The 17,696-nt window shown below is 42.5% G+C and carries 22 protein-coding genes and 1 riboswitch; of the genes, 4 read left to right on the top strand and 18 right to left on the bottom strand.

Going from position 1 to position 17,696, the window contains the following annotated elements; genetic code table 11:
- Position 1 precedes the first annotated feature (1 nt).
- A complete protein-coding gene (locus BO48_RS07730; protein ID WP_496366856.1) occupies positions 2 to 484 on the top strand; it encodes a hypothetical protein in 483 nt (160 codons plus the stop codon).
- 303 nt (positions 485 to 787) lie between these two features.
- On the opposite strand, the gene BO48_RS07725 is transcribed toward BO48_RS07730, so the two are convergent.
- Positions 788 to 1,342 carry a thioredoxin family protein gene (locus tag BO48_RS07725; RefSeq protein WP_496366855.1) on the bottom strand — a complete coding sequence of 185 codons (555 nt, stop codon included), beginning with the start codon at positions 1,340 to 1,342 and terminating at the stop codon, positions 788 to 790.
- Between the two features lie 62 nt (positions 1,343 to 1,404).
- On the bottom strand, positions 1,405 to 1,734 hold the full coding sequence (locus BO48_RS07720; RefSeq protein WP_496366854.1) for a GRAM domain-containing protein: 330 nt from the start codon (positions 1,732 to 1,734) through the stop codon (positions 1,405 to 1,407).
- 201 nt (positions 1,735 to 1,935) lie between these two features.
- Between BO48_RS07720 and BO48_RS07715 the strand changes: the two genes are divergently transcribed.
- Both BO48_RS07715 and cyoE read left to right on the top strand, forming a co-directional pair.
- A complete protein-coding gene (locus tag BO48_RS07715) occupies positions 1,936 to 2,493 on the top strand; it encodes a M15 family metallopeptidase (RefSeq protein ID WP_496366853.1) in 558 nt (185 codons plus the stop codon).
- A gap of 207 nt (positions 2,494 to 2,700) precedes the next feature.
- A complete protein-coding gene (gene cyoE / locus BO48_RS07710; protein WP_496366852.1) occupies positions 2,701 to 3,639 on the top strand; it encodes a heme o synthase in 939 nt (312 codons plus the stop codon).
- A gap of 70 nt (positions 3,640 to 3,709) precedes the next feature.
- Here the strand turns inward: cyoE and BO48_RS07705 are convergent, their stop codons facing one another.
- From BO48_RS07705 to BO48_RS07635, 15 genes are all read right to left on the bottom strand, one after another.
- The gene (locus BO48_RS07705) at positions 3,710 to 4,486 is read right to left on the bottom strand and encodes a hypothetical protein (RefSeq protein ID WP_496366851.1); all 777 of its coding nucleotides are present in this window, start codon (positions 4,484 to 4,486) and stop codon (positions 3,710 to 3,712) included.
- A gap of 108 nt (positions 4,487 to 4,594) precedes the next feature.
- Positions 4,595 to 5,992, bottom strand: a complete 1,398-nt coding sequence (sufB, locus tag BO48_RS07700) for a Fe-S cluster assembly protein SufB (protein WP_496366850.1) — start codon at positions 5,990 to 5,992, stop codon at positions 4,595 to 4,597.
- A gap of 21 nt (positions 5,993 to 6,013) precedes the next feature.
- Entirely contained in the window at positions 6,014 to 6,451 is a 438-nt protein-coding gene (sufU, locus tag BO48_RS07695) for a Fe-S cluster assembly sulfur transfer protein SufU (RefSeq protein ID WP_496366849.1), read from the bottom strand.
- Positions 6,441 to 7,664 (bottom strand): cysteine desulfurase, encoded by a 1,224-nt coding sequence (locus BO48_RS07690; protein WP_496366848.1) that lies wholly within the window; start codon positions 7,662 to 7,664, stop codon positions 6,441 to 6,443. The genes sufU and BO48_RS07690 overlap by 11 nt, the downstream gene beginning before the upstream one ends.
- Positions 7,665 to 7,686: 22 nt before the next feature.
- A complete protein-coding gene (sufD, locus tag BO48_RS07685) occupies positions 7,687 to 9,003 on the bottom strand; it encodes a Fe-S cluster assembly protein SufD (RefSeq protein ID WP_496366847.1) in 1,317 nt (438 codons plus the stop codon).
- A gap of 15 nt (positions 9,004 to 9,018) precedes the next feature.
- Positions 9,019 to 9,804: a Fe-S cluster assembly ATPase SufC gene (sufC, locus tag BO48_RS07680; protein WP_496366846.1), complete on the bottom strand. Its 786-nt coding sequence runs from the start codon at positions 9,802 to 9,804 to the stop codon at positions 9,019 to 9,021.
- A 256-nt stretch (positions 9,805 to 10,060) separates the two neighbouring features.
- Positions 10,061 to 10,963 carry a sulfurtransferase gene (locus BO48_RS07675; protein ID WP_496366845.1) on the bottom strand — a complete coding sequence of 301 codons (903 nt, stop codon included), beginning with the start codon at positions 10,961 to 10,963 and terminating at the stop codon, positions 10,061 to 10,063.
- Between the two features lie 142 nt (positions 10,964 to 11,105).
- Positions 11,106 to 11,450 carry a DUF4870 domain-containing protein gene (locus tag BO48_RS07670; protein ID WP_496366843.1) on the bottom strand — a complete coding sequence of 115 codons (345 nt, stop codon included), beginning with the start codon at positions 11,448 to 11,450 and terminating at the stop codon, positions 11,106 to 11,108.
- A gap of 149 nt (positions 11,451 to 11,599) precedes the next feature.
- Positions 11,600 to 12,496, bottom strand: a complete 897-nt coding sequence (locus BO48_RS07665) for a MetQ/NlpA family ABC transporter substrate-binding protein (protein ID WP_496366842.1) — start codon at positions 12,494 to 12,496, stop codon at positions 11,600 to 11,602.
- A 47-nt stretch (positions 12,497 to 12,543) separates the two neighbouring features.
- Complete coding sequence (locus BO48_RS07660) at positions 12,544 to 13,239, bottom strand: methionine ABC transporter permease (protein WP_496366983.1); 696 nt, start codon at positions 13,237 to 13,239, stop codon at positions 12,544 to 12,546.
- On the bottom strand, positions 13,236 to 14,255 hold the full coding sequence (locus BO48_RS07655; RefSeq protein ID WP_496366841.1) for a methionine ABC transporter ATP-binding protein: 1,020 nt from the start codon (positions 14,253 to 14,255) through the stop codon (positions 13,236 to 13,238). The genes BO48_RS07660 and BO48_RS07655 overlap by 4 nt, the downstream gene beginning before the upstream one ends.
- A 77-nt stretch (positions 14,256 to 14,332) precedes the next feature.
- Positions 14,333 to 14,433: riboswitch (SAM riboswitch) on the bottom strand.
- A 51-nt stretch (positions 14,434 to 14,484) separates the two neighbouring features.
- Positions 14,485 to 14,787: a thioredoxin family protein gene (locus BO48_RS07650; protein WP_496366840.1), complete on the bottom strand. Its 303-nt coding sequence runs from the start codon at positions 14,785 to 14,787 to the stop codon at positions 14,485 to 14,487.
- Positions 14,738 to 15,145 carry a toprim domain-containing protein gene (locus BO48_RS07645; protein WP_496366839.1) on the bottom strand — a complete coding sequence of 136 codons (408 nt, stop codon included), beginning with the start codon at positions 15,143 to 15,145 and terminating at the stop codon, positions 14,738 to 14,740. The genes BO48_RS07650 and BO48_RS07645 overlap by 50 nt, the downstream gene beginning before the upstream one ends.
- A gap of 66 nt (positions 15,146 to 15,211) precedes the next feature.
- Complete coding sequence (gene gcvH / locus BO48_RS07640; protein ID WP_496366838.1) at positions 15,212 to 15,592, bottom strand: glycine cleavage system protein GcvH; 381 nt, start codon at positions 15,590 to 15,592, stop codon at positions 15,212 to 15,214.
- A 74-nt stretch (positions 15,593 to 15,666) separates the two neighbouring features.
- The gene (locus BO48_RS07635; RefSeq protein ID WP_496366837.1) at positions 15,667 to 16,020 is read right to left on the bottom strand and encodes an arsenate reductase family protein; all 354 of its coding nucleotides are present in this window, start codon (positions 16,018 to 16,020) and stop codon (positions 15,667 to 15,669) included.
- Between the two features lie 145 nt (positions 16,021 to 16,165).
- Between BO48_RS07635 and BO48_RS07630 the strand changes: the two genes are divergently transcribed.
- Positions 16,166 to 16,483 carry a thioredoxin family protein gene (locus tag BO48_RS07630; RefSeq protein ID WP_496366836.1) on the top strand — a complete coding sequence of 106 codons (318 nt, stop codon included), beginning with the start codon at positions 16,166 to 16,168 and terminating at the stop codon, positions 16,481 to 16,483.
- Between the two features lie 45 nt (positions 16,484 to 16,528).
- Here BO48_RS07630 and aroD read toward each other — a convergent pair whose 3' ends face one another.
- Entirely contained in the window at positions 16,529 to 17,275 is a 747-nt protein-coding gene (gene aroD / locus BO48_RS07625) for a type I 3-dehydroquinate dehydratase (RefSeq protein ID WP_496366835.1), read from the bottom strand.
- Positions 17,276 to 17,696 lie beyond the last annotated feature (421 nt).

Here is a 17,696-nt window from a genome sequence, read left to right as displayed (position 1 = left end):
TATGAATAAAAAATTCTTATTTATCAGTTGTTTGGGCTTGATGCTCATGATTATGGCAGGTTGCTCCGGCGACGAAGCCGAACCGGAAACGGATGTCGGGTTCGAAGTCGTCGACCGGTCCCAGACCGTCGCCGGTGAAGGATTTCAAAACGGCGCCGAGCTCATTCATGACGAAGACATGCTGAGAACATCCGCCGAGGCGAGTGGCGTCGATATCGATGCAGACGATATTGACTTTGAAGAAGAACTGCTGTTTGAAGTATCGATTACGGAAAACGGCTGCGGTTTCAGCCTCACGTCCATCGAGAACGATGACGGCCTGCTGAAATTCATGTTCGAACTGACACCCGTCGCTGCAGGAGAAGCCGATGCAGACGATGTCGTCTGTACAGAAGTGGCCAACCCGGCCGTATTTTATGTGAAGACAGAGACTGTTGACTTCCATAACCTCGATGTTTACGGCTCAGATATGAAGTATGAGTAATGCCCGTCTTCAGACAGGCAGAAAAAAATGCTGTAACTAAACAGGACAGCATGATCGCCGTTTAGATGGCGACAGATTTTATTCTATCTTCACATTTAGTCACTGCTTCCGTTTAGTTAGGAGATATTTAGCATCTACCTGCACATCAGCACTCTCTTAACTCTTTAATAAATAAAGCCCATCTGCTCACTTAACACCAGAAATCACTGCAAGTGAGCAGCCCCGACCTCATCAGCAGCCGTCCTCAAACCAAAAGGTCACCCGCATCCACTTAACCATTTCAGTGGAGGGGTGACCTTTATTTTATAGAGCGGTCTTAATCGTTTTCTTCATATCCTGATAAATCGCCTGCCATAATTCTTCCTTGCCTGCGAATGTTGATGAGAGTTCCTTCACTTTCACTTTGAACATTTCATCGTAGTCCGGCGCACCTTTTTCAGGCATGTCCTTCAGAACCTCTTTTTGAATTTCCGTCGTTTCCGGCGCTCTCGGGCCCCATTTCGCGACTTCATTCCCCGCTTCATCGATGAACACGAAGATCGGAATGACACGTTTACCGCCTGTTTCATAAGCATCCATCAGCTCAGGATGTGTATCTCTCAGACATAGACGCGTTTTCGTATCCGTCTTCTCCGCCAGATTTTTAAATATCGGCAGATTCATCATACAGTGGCCGCACCATGGTTCCGCAATGATGATCGTTCTCAAATTGCTGTCAGCCAGCTGTTTGAAAAACGCCTCATCATCCGGAAGTTCAAACCGACCGTAAATTTTATTATAGTTCTCTTCATGGTCTGTCAGACCTTTTTCATACTCTCCATAAGTGATGCCTTTATCAAACCAATGATTTAAATTCACTGCGATTCCTCCTAAAGTAATCTCACTACATTAATTTTACCATAATCAATTTAAATTCTTAATTATCTGCCCACCGTCTCGCGGGACAGTTCCGACATTGAGTTTTCAATTTTTTTCAGCCAGTTTTTACGGCGGTTGACGACGAACTGGAACACCTCATCATCATGCGTCGTCACTCTGAGACCGTTCGGAATCGGGATTTTACCAAGCATATTGTTCACTATTTCCACAGTTTTCACATCTTCCAGCATGATGGTCGTTTCCTTACGTTTCACCTGCATCAGGCGCGGCTGGTGGATCAGGCGCGTTGCCGTTAAAAACATCTGCCCCTTCACGGAATGAATGCCATGCCAGTAATTAGCCGTACCTTTTTTAATGATATTCTCAGCCAAAATAAACGTCCTCTCATTATTAAATATATAGTCGGTATTATAGCATACTTGGCTTAGCAGATTCTTACATATATTCACTATATTTAACTAAAAGATTACGCTGGAATTACAATTCAGTTTCATCCTGTTAATATTGCCAATATTAAAAGTTCCCTGTGTTACGGTTGGAATGTAACAAATTTGTGAAAGGGGACATAATATTTGAAACATTCACTCAAGAGATTTTCAGGCATTATGATTGGTTTATCGCTTTTATTTGCTGTCGCATTTACATATGGCAATAAGGCGGAAGCCAGTGAATCATCCGATTCCGTTTATTACGGTCTGCACCCGGATGTGAAAGAGAAAGCTGAGCTTGTGAAACAGATCGCTGCAAATCAGGGTATCTTAATCAGATATACTGACGGCTACCGCTCTTTTGACAGCCAGGACGCAATTTTTGAACAGGGCCGTTCAGCACCGGGTCCCATCGTTACAAACGCACGCAGCGGACAGTCCTACCATAACTTCGGGCTTGCCATCGACTTCGTTTTAACTGATGCATACGGCAATGCACAGTGGGGTCTTGAACGCGATGCAAACGGCAACGGGGTACCTGACTGGGAAGATGTCGGTAACATAGCGAAAAGCGTCGGCTTTACATGGGGCGGCGACTGGGAAGCGTTTGTCGACTACCCTCACCTGCAATTGGACTACGGCATGTCACTTGCTGATCTGCAGCATATGCACAGCCAGGGCTATTACCAATTTGCCAACTAATAATAGTATATAATAATTTTTCATGAATAAAGAACACCCCGGAAGACGGACGTAAACGTCATCTTTCAGGGTGTTTTTACGTGTTTCGAATTTGTCTCTCATTTGTAATATCATGGACAAGCCAAATACATCCTTAACTGGTATAATGTATAATGGACATTTCCAGCATCGGCCTTGCCGAATATAAATTTTTGTGAGGGAATATTTTTGAAGAATGAACAACTATCCGCTAAAGATAAATCAAAAGCAGAAAGCACATCCAAACTTACAGACTTTCTGATCAATATAAAAAATCTGCTGAAAGGCAAAGTGCTCATCGCAAATGTGCTCCCTGTCTTTACAGCATTCTGGCTTGCTCTTTATTTTACAGGAGAGCGTTTCACAGATCATCTGGGCACTCTCGCTTTGACATTGATCGGCAGCACACTCGTCATATCAGGTGCACTGATGTTCAACAACTGGTTTGAAGCCGATCTTGATAAAAAGATGTCACGCACACAGAATCGGCCGACCGTGACCGGTGCATTTCCATTGCGCTATGTACTCTATGCGGGAATCGCAGCAACCATCCTCGGAATGGGCATCATGATGCTGACCACTGCCGAAGCGGCCATATATTCATTTCTCGGCTGGTTCTTCTATGTGGTGCTCTACACATTCTGGTCAAAGCGGCGATATACTGTGAACACAATCATCGGCAGCATCTCCGGTGCCTTCACACCGTTGATCGGCTGGTCGGTCATCGCACCTGCCTTTCATATCATACCGGTTTCCCTGTTCTATCTGCTGTTCATCTGGCAGATTCCGCATACACTTGCCATCGCGATAAAACGCCTGGATGATTACAGACAGGCAGGCGTACCCATGCTGCCCGTAGTGTCCGGAGTTCCGCTGACCGTCAGGCAGATGCTGATCTATATCATTGCATTGCTGCCGTTTCCATTCCTTCTTTTTAGTGAAATGGGCATCATATTCTTCATCGTTACACTGACACTCAGCATCATATGGATTGTCATCGGTGTACAGGGCTTCAGAACAAAAGATGTTGCAAGGTGGTCACAGCTCAATCTCCGTTATTCACTGTTTTATCTGATACTGACCTTTGCCGTCATGATATTGATGACATATCCAGGTGTCGCTGCATAACTTTTACATAATAAAACCCCCATTCCACAGGGGGTTTTATTAATTTAATCAATCATCCGAAAGTGATGATTCAGCTTGCATTGAATGCAACCAGCATCCACAGAGTCAAGACGAACATGAAAATGGTGAGGATGAACTGAAGTACGATGAACCTGAAGAGTGATTTCCTTAAATACCTCCGTAAATAGTCGGCATCGTCCATATCAAAGCCCATCTCTCCGGCAGTTTTCAATGAGAACCTGTTTTGCCTGATATAAAGCCATACTTCCCTGAGAATATACACAGTATAGCTGATCAATGTCAGAATAAGGACAAACGGCAGAAATTCAAGGGCGAACATCAAATCACCGGCCAGTATTGCGGCGATTACTGTGAATAACGAGAGGAAAACGAACATTCTTCTCGTAATGCCCAAAAAGACGCTTTTCGTCATTTTATTGCGGAACAATGCAGGCCCCATCCTGATCATCGATTGCGGTGTCCCCTTCTCCAGGCCATGCGGGGTAAAGATGATATGGCAGTAGCCGATTATTTTCAAAGTGTGTGCAACATTGGAAATGGAATGCCTGTTGAAAAAACCATTCGCCATTTCGTATACAAGCAAAGGTTCTTTGTCCAACATTTTATGGAAGACCATGAAAGTCTGCTGGTCAATCAGCTGGTAGGCCATCGCCTTATTCATATTTCCCGCTTCATACATTTTTATGACTTCCTGCGGTGTGTGGACAGATTCATCATCACGGGGCTGGTATGTTTTCTTTATTTCACTGCGGTTGAAATGATCCGGCCCTTTCAATATCAGCCAGGCGATGATCACATAATAGACTATGCCCATCATAATATTCATATGATCCACCTCCCGTTGCCTTCATCCTACTATAAGTTCACTTCCCTTACGAATATTTCTGCACAAAAAAGAGGCTGTCATAAATGACAGCCTCTTTGAATTTATCTATTAACCGATTGAACCTTCCATTTCGAATGAAATCAGACGGTTCATCTCTACCGCGTATTCCATTGGAAGTTCTTTTGTGAATGGCTCGATGAAGCCCATAACGATCATTTCTGTCGCTTCAATTTCACCGATACCGCGGCTCATCAGATAGAATAACTGTTCTTCTGATACTTTCGAAACTTTCGCTTCGTGCTCCAATGAAATGTTGTCGTTTAAGATTTCATTGTAAGGAATCGTATCCGAAGTGGACTCGTTATCTAAAATCAGCGTATCACACTCGATGTTTGCTCTTGCGTTTTCAGCTTTTCTACCGAAGTGGACTTGTCCACGGTAAGAGACTTTACCGCCGCCTTTAGCGATGGATTTTGAAACAATTGTAGAAGATGTGTTTGGCGCAAGGTGAATCATCTTCGCACCCGCATCCTGCAACTGTCCTTTACCAGCTAAAGCGATTGATAATGTCATACCGCGTGCACCTTCACCTTTAAGGAAGATTGAAGGATACTTCATAGTAATCTTGGAACCTAAGTTACCGTCAACCCATTCCATAGTTCCGTTTTCTTCAACGAAAGTACGTTTAGTAACCAGGTTGTAAACGTTGTTTGCCCAGTTCTGGATTGTCGTGTAACGGCAGTAAGCATCTTTCTTAACAACAATTTCAACAACTGCAGAGTGCAGTGAGTTTGTTGTATAAACAGGCGCTGTACAACCTTCAACGTAGTGAACGCTTGAACCTTCATCACAGATGATCAGTGTACGCTCGAACTGACCCATGTTCTCAGAGTTGATACGGAAATAAGCCTGTAGCGGCGAATCCAGTTTCACTCCAGGAGGGCAGTAGATGAATGATCCACCGGACCATACAGCTGAATTCAGTGCAGAGAACTTGTTATCTGTCGGAGGGACTACAGTTGCCCAGTATTCTCTGAACAGGTCTTCGTTTTCACGAAGTGCAGCATCTGTATCTTTAAAGATTACACCTTTATCTTCAAGGTCCTGTTCCATGTTGTGGTAAACAACTTCTGATTCATATTGTGCAGAAACACCTGCAAGGTATTTTTGTTCTGCTTCAGGTATACCTAATTTATCGAAAGTAAGTTTGATTTCTTCTGGTACTTCGTCCCATGAACGTTCCGTCTGCTCTGACGGTTTAACGTAGTAAGTGATTTCATCAAAGTTCAACTCTGATAAATCTCCACCCCACATTGGCATTGGTCTGTCATAGAAATGCTGTAATGATTTCAGACGGAAATCCAACATCCACTGTGGTTCTTCTTTCATATTCGAAATCTCTTTGACAATCTCAGGTGTCAATCCGCGATCTGAACGGAAAATTGAAACGTCTTCATCATGGAAACCATATTTATAATCTTCTATTTCTGGTGCGTTTTTAGCCATGACTATCACTCCTTCTAAATATTACTGCCCGGTTTCTTTAACGCCTTTTTCCAGCGCTTTCCAAGTTAACGTCGCACATTTTATACGTGCAGGGAATTGGCTTACCCCGGACAATGCTTCTATATCCCCATCTTCTTCTGAAATATCGTAATCTTCGCCAAGCATCATCTTACTAAATTCTTCACTCATCTCAAGCGCATGCTCTATGGACTTGCCTTTAATGGCTTCAGTCATCATAGATGCACTTGCAAGAGAGATGGAACAACCTTCACCATCAAATTTAGCATCTTGGACGATATCATCCTGAACGTCTAATGTTAAACGAATAGCGTCTCCACATGTCGGGTTGTTCATATCTACAGTCATTGTACCATCATCAATGACACCTTTGTTTCTCGGTGTTTTGTAATGATCCATGATGACTGAACGATACAGCTGGTTCAAATTGTTAAAATTCATGTGTGAAAAACTCCTTCGTACGTTTCAGTGAGTCGATGAAAAAGTCAATTTCATCTTTCGTGTTGTATAGATAAAAACTCGCTCTGGCTGTGGATGATACGTCTAAAAACTTCATCAGCGGCTGGGCACAGTGATGCCCTGCTCTGACTGCGATACCATCTGAGTCCAGCGCCGTTGCCAAGTCATGTGGATGCACACCATCTAAGTTGAATGTGATTAATCCGGCTCGTTCTTCTTTTGGACCGTAAATTTCTATGCCTTCGATTTCAGACATCTTATCGTAAGCATATTTCACCAGCTCTTGTTCGTAGCGGAGGATCTCATCAGCACCGACATCATTTATATAGTCAATCGCTGCAGATAATCCGATTGCCTCGGCAATCATCGGTGTTCCCGCTTCAAATTTAACCGGCAGATCAGTCCAAGTAGATTCTCTCAAATCTACGAAGTCGATCATATCCCCACCATATTCGATAGGTTCCATTTTATCAAGTATTTCAGCTTTGCCGTAAAGCACGCCGATACCTGTAGGACCCAGCATCTTATGGCCGCTGAATGCATAGAAATCGACATTCAGATCCTGCACATCAACACTCATGTGCGGCACTGACTGCGCACCGTCCACAGTGATGTAGGCATCATGTTTATGAGCGATTTCCGCGATACTTTTAATGTCATTAATCGTACCGAGGACATTCGAGATATGAGTGACTGCGACAATTTTCGTTTTATCTGTCATTACCGCTTCGACATTTTCTAACTTAATCGTTCCATCTTCTTCGAGTGGAATGAAAACAAGTTTGGCATTTTTGCGCTTTGCAAGTTCTTGCCAAGGTACAATGTTGGCGTGGTGCTCCATTTCAGTGACGACGATTTCATCGCCCTCTGAAATGTTAGCATCGCCAAAGCTGCGGGCTACCAGGTTGATGGCAGCAGTTGTACCGCGTGTAAAGACGATTTCTTCATAACGCTGTGCGTTGATGAAGCCTCTGACTTTCATGCGGGCCTGCTCATAACCGTCCGTCGCTTTCGTTCCCAGTGTGTGGACACCTCTATGAACGTTTGAATTGTACTCATTGTAGTATTCACTCATCGCGTCAACCACCTGAACAGGTGATTGGCTCGTTGCTGAAGTATCCAGGTAAATCAAAGGGTTACCATGAACTTTTTGATTAAGGATTGGAAAATCTTTGCGGATAGCATTTATATCCATGTGGGAAAAACCCCTTTAAGACTTATTTCGATAAAATTTTCATCTCGATAATTTCTTTAAGCTGTCTTTTAACTGATTCGATAGGCAGTGCTGCCACCACAGGATCCAGGAAACCGTGGATGACAAGTCTTTCAGCCTCTTCCTGAGAGATACCGCGGCTCATCAGATAGAACAGCTGAAGTGGATCAACGCGTCCGACTGATGCTGCGTGACCTGCAGTTACATCATCTTCATCGATGAGAAGAATCGGGTTCGCGTCTCCGCGTGCACGGTCGCTCAGCATAAGAATACGTGATTCCTGCTGTGCATCAGCACGTGTACCGCCGTGTTTGATATATCCGACACCGTTAAAGATACTTGTGGCACTGTCCTTCATCACACCGTGCTTCAGGATATGTGCGTTTGAATCTTTACCGTAGTGGATAATCTGTGTCGTAACGTTCTGGATCTGCTGTCCGCGTCCGATTGTTACTGTTTTCAGATCTGAATTCGAACGGTCGCCCATCAGATAAGTCGTGTTATCGTTGATGACGTTTGAATCGTTCATCAGACCAAGCGCCCAGTCGATTCTTGCATCGTCTGAAGCGATACCGCGACGGTTGATATAACCAGTCATGCCTTCAGCAAGAACGTCAACCGCACCGTACGTCACTTTGGCATTATCCAAAGCAAGTACTTCTGAAACGATGTTGATCTGTTCTTTAGTCTCTTCAACGTTGGATAAATAGTTCTCAACGTAAGTGATTTCAGAACCTTTATCCGCCACGATCAATACGTGGTTGATAAGGGATGCTTTCTCATCGTCGTGAAGTAAAACCATCTGGACAGGATCTTCGATGTGAACATCTTTTGGAACATAGACGAACATTCCGCCGTTCAGCATTGCAGTGTGGAAAGCAGTGAGTTTGTTCTCATCAACTTTTACGCCGTCCTGCATGAAATATTTTTCAACCAGTTCCGGGTGATTGTGAGTCGCCTCAACAATGTTCTCTATAATTACACCTTTATCTTTTAATTTTTCATCAATTTGGAGATAAGCAGGTGTGTTGTTGTGCTGTACATATATATTTTTAGTGTTTTCGATATCAAGAAGTGCCTTTACCGATTCCGGCAGCTCTTCAAGACTGTTGTAAACACTGCTGTCGACAACCGGCTCGGACATTGTGAAGAAATCCCATCTCTTGATGTTCGTCTTATCCGGTTTCGGCATATCGATATTTTCAATCAGTTCAAGTGCTTCTTTCTTTTTGTTGATTAGAAAGTCTGATTCACCGCGGTCAGTAGCGCGCTGAATGACTTCGTCTGCATTTAAAATTAATTCATTAGATACAGTAGCCATTATGATCCTCCTGTCTTAATTAACGTCAGATTCTACAGTTACGTCATCAATACCTAATTCTTCTTTGATCCAGTCATAACCTTCCGCTTCTAAACGTTCAGCTAATTCTTTACCGCCGGATTTAACAATTTTACCTCTCATCATAACGTGTACGTAGTCAGGTGAGATGTAGTTAAGAAGTCTTTGGTAGTGAGTGATGATCAGTGAACCGAACTGTTCACCGCGTAATTTGTTGATACCTTTTGAAACAACTTTCAGTGCATCAATATCAAGACCTGAGTCAATTTCGTCCAGAATACCGAACTTAGGCTCCAACATCATAAGCTGTAAGATTTCGTTTCTCTTCTTCTCACCGCCGGAAAACCCTTCGTTCAGGTAACGAGTAGCCATATCCTGATCGATTTCAAGGTGTTCCATGTTTTTATCTAGCTTCTTAATGAACTGCATTAAGTTAATTTCGTCGCCCTCTTCACGCTGAGCATTGATTGCTGAACGCAGGAAGTCAGAAGTTGTTACACCAGAGATTTCTGATGGATACTGCATTCCAAGGAAAAGACCAGCCTGTGCACGTTCGTCCACTTCCATTTCAAGTACATCTTCACCATCAAGAATTACTTCACCTTGTGTTACTTCGTAACGTGGGTGACCCATGATCGCTTGTGCCAAAGTGGATTTACCGGTACCGTTTGGTCCCATTACCGCGTGAATTTCGCCTTGCTTAAGTGTCAGATCGACACCTTTTAAGATTTCTTTACCGTCTATTTCGACATGTAAGTTTTTGATTTCCAGAACAGAAGTCATTTACTTATCCTCCAATTAGAAAATATTATTTCCATACTCCACTAGTTTATAATAATTCTAATCTATAGTCAAAGATATGGAGTATGTTTCATACTGCCTTATTATACCTTAAAAACGAAACATATTAAAGGGAATCCCCTCATCTTAAAGTATGAATCACAGCTTAAATGGAATTAGTATTCTTTGAGAATGAAAAAACCTAAATGATTTCAGAAATCATTCAGGTTGTAATACTTCTCTCATCAAATTGATGATATTATTTTGAATTTTTAGTCTCCATTGGTAATTTTTCATCAGCCGCCCACTCTGACAAAGACCCGTCATACACAGCCACATTTTCCTGGCCGAGCTTATTCAGAAGATACTGCGTCCATGTCGCTGCGATTGCACTTCCACAATAAGTGATTACTTTCTTATCTTCATCAAGCGCGCCGACTGCTTCAAACTTCTGCTTTAATTTTTCGTCATCATAGATTTCTCCGGTATTAGAATCAGCCAAATCACCAAAGAAGACATTGACTGCACCTTTAATATGTCCCGGACGTGCATACGTGTCCGCCGTACCGTTATAACTTTCCGGCTGCAGACTGTCCAGTATGATGACACTATCATCATCGATGGCGTTTAAAACATCTTCTTTACTCGCATAAAGCTCTGGTCTGCGCTCTATATTCAGATTTCCTTTTTCAGGTGTATTCACCTCATCGGTCACCGGACGATTCTCTCTCTTCCATTTTTCATAGCCGCCTTCAAGTATCGCGATATTGTCGAATCCTTCAAATTTCAGCTGCCATGCGAAGCGCGATGCCCAGTCAGAAGCTTCAAAGTCAGCCCCTACCATCGCTCCGCGGTCGTAAATCACTACAAAGGAATCATCAGTGGTTCCGAGCTCTTTTATTTTTTCTACAAACTCATCATGAGGGATGACCGCAAAATTGTATGATGCATCCGCATCAGAAAAATCATTTTTCAAATCTGCGAATACTGCGCCGGGAATATGTTCTTTATCATACTCTTCCTTACCGCTCCATACATCGTAATAGCCGCCATCTTCAGGAATCTGTAAAAATGTCGTCGCATCTATTATTCTTAAATTTTCATCTTCTAAATGCTCATTTAACCATTCTGTTGAAACAAACTTCGTGTTTTTATCTGACAATTAAAGCATCCTCTCAAATCATATTTAACTACTATGATTTGAATATAACACATAACAGGACGTTGTTGAAAAGATATGGTTTTTTATTTAAAAAATAAAAACCGGACGCTCTTTAAGCATCCGGCTTCCGTTCAATCAGTATTTACTTGATGATATCCAGTGTGAACGGCGGTCTGTAAGATTCACCATTCATAGTTTTAATGATACCAATGACGATGAATACAATCATCGCAACCTGAACAATCGGTCCAAGGACGAAACCGATCAATACTACAGTCGTCAGCCATGCGATAAATGCGTAAATCGTATAGCTGATGCCAAAGTTTGCAACATGTCTTAAAGCCTCTGCCGTTTCGGGGTCATCATCTTTTTTCAATGCCCATATCAGCAGCGGACCGACAATCATAGTAAATATCGCTAAAATATACGAAACAAGGACGAGTGACGAATCATAGCCTGCTTTAGAATTCTGCGTGTTCTGTGTCATTAATTACCCTCCCCTTTTCCTATTTATATTCTTAGTGTAATCATACCATTTATATAGCGTGTTCACAATTTAATTTTAACATACACACTTCGTGTAAAAAAATTAAAGACCACTGTAAATCATCAGATTCACAGTGGTCTTTATTCATACTATTCTGCAGGGATGACTGCACCTTCATAGTTATCTTCGATAAACTGTTTGATTTCATCACCCTGAAGCACTTCCATCAGTTTCTGGATGTCTTCTCTTTCCTCATCGCCTGAACGTACAGCAACAAGGTTGGCATATGGAGAATCACCGTCTTCGATTGCGATTGAGTCATCAACCGGGCTCAGTCCGCCGTCAAGTGCGAAGTTAGAGTTGATGATGACGACAGGCGCTTCGTTATTATTGTACATTTCAACCAATAATTCCGGTGCTGTCTGGTTGTTGAAATCGAAGTCGTGCGGGTTTTCAGTAATATCATCGAATGTCGCATTTTCAATATCAATGCCCTCTTCGATTTCCACTAAGCCTGCATCAACAAAGAATGACAGGAAGCGGCCTTCTTCAGCAGGGTTATTCGATACAAGAATTGTAGAGCCGTCCGGAACGTCTTCCAGAGCGTCATAATCCTGGGAATAAACAGCCATCGGCTCGATATGTACGTTGCCTGCTGATACCAGATCATAACCGTGTGATTCGACTTCACCATCTAAGTAAGGTGTATGCTGGAAGAAGTTTGCATCCACTTCTTCATCTGCAAGGAGACGGTTTGGAGTGGTATAGTCATTGACGATATTCACGTCGAGCTCAATGCCGTCTTCTTCAAGAATCGTTGCCGCTTCTTCTAAAATTTCAGCGTGCGGTGCCGGTGATGCAGCAACTGATAATGTACCGCCTTCTTCTGATGCTTCTTCAGATGAATCCTGCCCAGTTTCAGCAGACTCTTCAGTTTCCTCACCTGTATCCGCACTTTCTTCAGCCCCTTCTTCTTCACCGCTGCCACATGCGACAAGAACGACTGCAAAAACTGATAAAGCTAAAAACAGTAAAAACTTCTTCATATACATCCAATCCTCTCTAACAATATTTTATTTATAATGTATGATCATTATCTCTTATCGACAGCTTTCGCAAGGAAGTCCCCTGCAAACTGAATGATAAAGACAATAATCAGTATTACTATTGTTGCTACGAGTGTGACGTCACTCTGATTCCGTGTAAATCCGACCATATAGGCAAGGTTGCCGAGACCGCCTGCGCCGATGACGCCTGCAATCGCCGTCGAACCGACGAGCATGATGGCTGTCACCGTAATACCTGAAATCAGAGCAGGCATCGATTCCGGAATCAACACTTTCCGGATGATCGTCCATGTGTTTGCCCCCATCGATTCGGCCGCTTCAATGACGCCTTTGTCTATTTCTTTAAGGCCGATTTCAACGAGACGTGCATAGAACGGTGATGCGCCGATAATAAGGGCAGGCAGTGCACCCTGAACGCCCATGATGGTGCCCATGATCGCTTTTGTGAACGGAATCAGCAATATGATTAAAATGATGAACGGTATCGCCCTGAACAGATTGACGAGAAAGGCAGTAACGCCGTAGACCGGCTGACTCCCCGTGTTGTCGCTCTTATCGGACAGGAAAAGTATGATGCCTAGAACAAGTCCGATAATCAATGTAAAGAACGTTGCGATTGCTGTCATATAAATGGTGTCGACTGTTGCTTCCCATACAACGTCCCATTTGACGTTTTCGAAACTGAACATATCACTGAAGGCCTGGAAAAATTCATTCATTATTTCTCCACCTCCACTGTAATATCGTCATTGGCAAGCGCATAGATCACTTTTTGCAGTGTCTCACTGTCAATTTCCATCGCCACATAAAGGTGGCCGTACGATTCATTGTTCGTCTGTTTGATGTTCCCTGACAGTATGTTCATATTAAGATCGAACTGCTTGATTACTTTGGAGACGACCGGCGTTTTGGATTTGGTACCGACGAATCCGATTTTAAGTATTTTGGAGTCCGGGAACAGTTCCCTCACTTCATCCAGGGCGAGCGCTGTTTCCTCATCATTGATATCATCTTTGACGAATCTTTTCGTTACGCTGTGCGACGGATTCTGGAACAGCTGGAGCACTTTCCCCGTTTCAACCACTTTACCGCTCTGCATGACTGCTGCACGGTCGCATATTTTTCTGATGACATGCATTTCGTGTGTAATGAGGACAATCGTCAAGTTCATTTCATCTCTTATTTCCTGCAACAGCTCGAGCACTTCATCCGTCGTTTCAGGGTCGAGTGCGCTGGTTGCCTCATCACAAAGCAACACCGTCGGTTCATTGGAGAGTGCCCGTGCGATGCCGACACGCTGCTTCTGGCCGCCTGACAATTCACTCGGATAATTTTTCTCACGCCCTTTAAGACCGACAAGGTCAATCAGTTCCTGCGTCCGCTTTTTGCGTTCTTTTTTCGCAACGCCCGCAATCTCAAGCGGAAAGCTGATATTCTCTTCGACAGTCCTTGACCACAGCAGATTGAAATGTTGAAAAATCATCGATACTTTCTGTCTTTTTTGCCGCAGATCCTTTTTGGACAGTTGATTGATCGTATCCTCACCGATGGTGATATCACCTGACGTCGGCTCTTCCAAACCGTTCAGAAGACGGATCAACGTTGATTTTCCGGCACCTGAATAACCGATGACACCGAATATCTCGCCGCTTTCGATATGCAGGCTGACATCATCGACTGCCGTAATATCCGCTGACTTCGTACTATAGTTTTTATTTACATTTAAAATATCTATCATTGATCATCTTCCAAACTATTATAAATTAAAAACCTACTCACTTAGTATGAAATGAGTAGGCTTCTTTTATATCCAGCCTCTCATCTTTGAATCGATTGATTCAGTGACTTGGCACCTTGTCATTAAGACGGTTGCCGTGGCATCAACGGGCACTTCCCTACACCACTCTTGATAAGAGTATTTATTCGATTGTGAATTATATTATCATCAGTCCGGACTTTCGTCAATACTAACGTCCCAGTATGTTCACCAGGTTAGTGACTGATTCAAAACGGAATACAGTTTCTTTCAGTTCACCGTTTTCAAATATCAACAGCGCCGGCGCGGACGTTATTTTATAATCATTGATGAAATCCACGTGAAAATTCAAATTTATCGACGTATATTCAAAATCTATAATTTCCTGTGATAAGTTAAGCATACGTTCCGCTATTTTGCAGTTTGCGCATATCGGCGCATATCCGTATAATATAAATCTTTCTTCAGTATGAATAAGATTGTATATATCCTGTGTCTCTAACTGCTCTTTCATCATAAAACTTACCTTTCATAATCAAGCTCGTGTCGACATAAAAACCATGACGCATCAGAAGGTTTGCGAGGTAATCTCTCGGGCATCTGCCGACTTCTCCAAATTTAGGGTCTATATATATGTGGGTACTTTCACTGAGATGTTTTTTGAACCACTTCCGGATGTTGCGGCCTTCCTTGTCGGCATCCGATAAAATATAAATATCAGAACCGTCAAGCTGCTCCAAAATATCATCAAGTTTTGAGACTCCCATTGTACCAAATGTACAGATGATCTGCACAGGTTCTACAAGCACTTCCTCGATACGGCGTTTGTCAGTTTTACCCTCAACAATGAGTACTTTATCAGAAAGATACATTTCCATCACCCTTGGAGTTTTATTTTATTTTAAAAAAACTCTAGACAATGTCTAGAGTTGTTAAAATTATGCTTCGATAACTGCTTTGTATCCGTCAGCATCTAACAGGTTATCTAATTGTGATGTGTCTTCAAGTTCAACTTTTACCATCCATGCTTCTTCGTATGGTGATTCGTTGACTAACTCAGGGCTGTCTTCAAGCTCTTCGTTCACTTCAACGATTTTACCGTTTAATGGCGCATACAGTTCAGAAACAGTCTTAACTGATTCTACGCTTCCGAATGATTCGCCTTGAGTCATGTCGTCGCCTTCTTCTGGAAGCTCAACGAAAACGATGTCTCCAAGTTCACCTTGTGCGAAATCAGTGATTCCGATTGTTACTGTATTTCCATCAACTTTTACCCATTCATGATCTTCTGAATACTTTAAGTCATTTGGTAATGCCATAACAGAAAACCTCCTCATAATAATCTATACAATTATATAATGACATATTTCACAAAGTTTCTCAAGATTAATAATTATAAAAACGTTTCCTTATACTCCGCCTCTTTAAAACCGAGCAGAACATCGCTGCCGGCATCGACAAGCGGTCGTTTTATCAACATTCCATCTGAAGATAAAATATCGAGTTTTTCATCATCGGACATTTCCGGGAGTTTATTTTTCAAATCCATTTCTTTGTATTTCTTCCCTCTGGAATTGAAAAATTTGTTGATGTCCTGGTCGGACTTTTCAACGATTTGTTTCAGCGTTTCTTTTGACGGCGGTTGTTTCACCATGTCATGCGCTTCGAAATCAACACCATTCTCTTCTAAAAACTTCTTGCCTTTTCTGCATGTCGTGCACTTGGAATATTCGTAAAAAGTAATCATCCGGTACCTCCAATAGATAGTCAGTCATTATTCTATACCCGATAGTCTGGCGGGTATTCATGTTAATTATTCCCCTTACTTCCATTCTACAATATTTAAGTGGTAATATTAAGATGATTTTAAAATACGGTCAGGAGGGGTATAGATGGATGCGATAAGAACATATGATGATTATAAAGAGATCATTCAAAGCAATGACAAGGTCATCATAAAATTTTATGCGGACTGGTGTCCGGACTGCAGTGCATTGAATCATTTCATCAAACCGATCTTAAAAGAGTACAGATATATGGACTGGTATGAACTGAACCGTGATGAAGTGCCTTCCGCCGCAGATGAAAATGATGTGACAGGCATACCGGCGCTGCTGATTTTTAAGCAAGGTAAAAAGACCGCCCACCTTCATCCGTTGAATGCCAAATCACCCGGCGATGTCAGGAAATTTTTAAAAGAACAGCTGTAAAATATGAAAATGCCCGGAGATTTCATTTTAATCTCCGGGCATTTTTTAAATTTCGTACGCTTTCAGTGCATCTTTGATTCTTGATGCATGCACCTGGCCGGGCGCACTGTTATTCGTAATATAGCCGTATGTCAAGCATGAACCAAAGTCGCCGCCTGCGAGACGCGTCATTTTCCCAAGCTCTCCCATGGAGATGCCGATGATTTTATTGCCAATCGCTTCCTTGCCGATTTTGACGATTTTCAGCATATTGAGCACATCGTCCGCATCATTCGGACGGAAGGCAAGCTTTAGAATTTCGCCGCCTGCCGAGTGCATGTTGTATAACAGCTTCTGCATCTCTTCCAGGCGCGGTGTCTCTTTGAAATTATGATGGCTGAGGAGAACCTTCTTATTATTCTCACTGGCACAATGCACAATTTCCGACAGCGCTTTGCCGCCGGTCACAAATTCTATGTCGACGATATCGATATCGCACTTTGTAATGACATCCATCAGAAGGTCTTTATATTCAGCGTAGGATTTAGAACCGCTGCCGCCTTCATGGGATGTTCTATATGTATAGATGATCGGAAGACCGGACAATTCCGCACACACTTCATCCACCAGACCTAAATGTTCCGAACGGCTCATATTATCAAATGCGTCACTTCGGATCTCGATGATATCGAGCACATCGATATTTTCATGCACTTGTTCGATTTCCTTCTGTATATCACAAAGTGACGTGCCGCTGATGGAAACGACCACTTTCGGCAGCCCTTCGCATATTTCAATATTTTTAATATTCATTCGTATCCCTCGTCAGTCAAGTTGATATTTGCTTTATTGTACACATACTTTCCTAAAAATAAAAGTACCCAAAATCCCAGGGGAAGGATTTCGGGTAAGGGGACTTGACCAAAGGGGAATGGTCAAATTAATGTTTATAGTTAGATTATACCCGTTAATTATTAAGTTAATGTTAATATGCTCATTAATCTTCACTGAAAAAGTTAAGTTTAAAGATAAGTTTTACTTATGTTAAATCAACACTTTACATAATTGACATTAATAGTTAATTCAAACCCTGTTCTTTGCCCGTCTTAATGACACAAAACCCTGTAGCTCAACAGTCTCCCGCCACAAGTATCAATTTAGACCATCAATTATAACGGGTACGGCCTGCTAAACGCTATAACTCACGTGCGAAACACCTGCATATAGCGCCACG

It is taken from the genome of Lacicoccus kunmingensis DSM 17847 (genome assembly GCF_059568765.1).
Note: the sequence above shows the minus strand (reverse complement) of the source record. Positions and strands in the feature narration are given on the sequence as shown.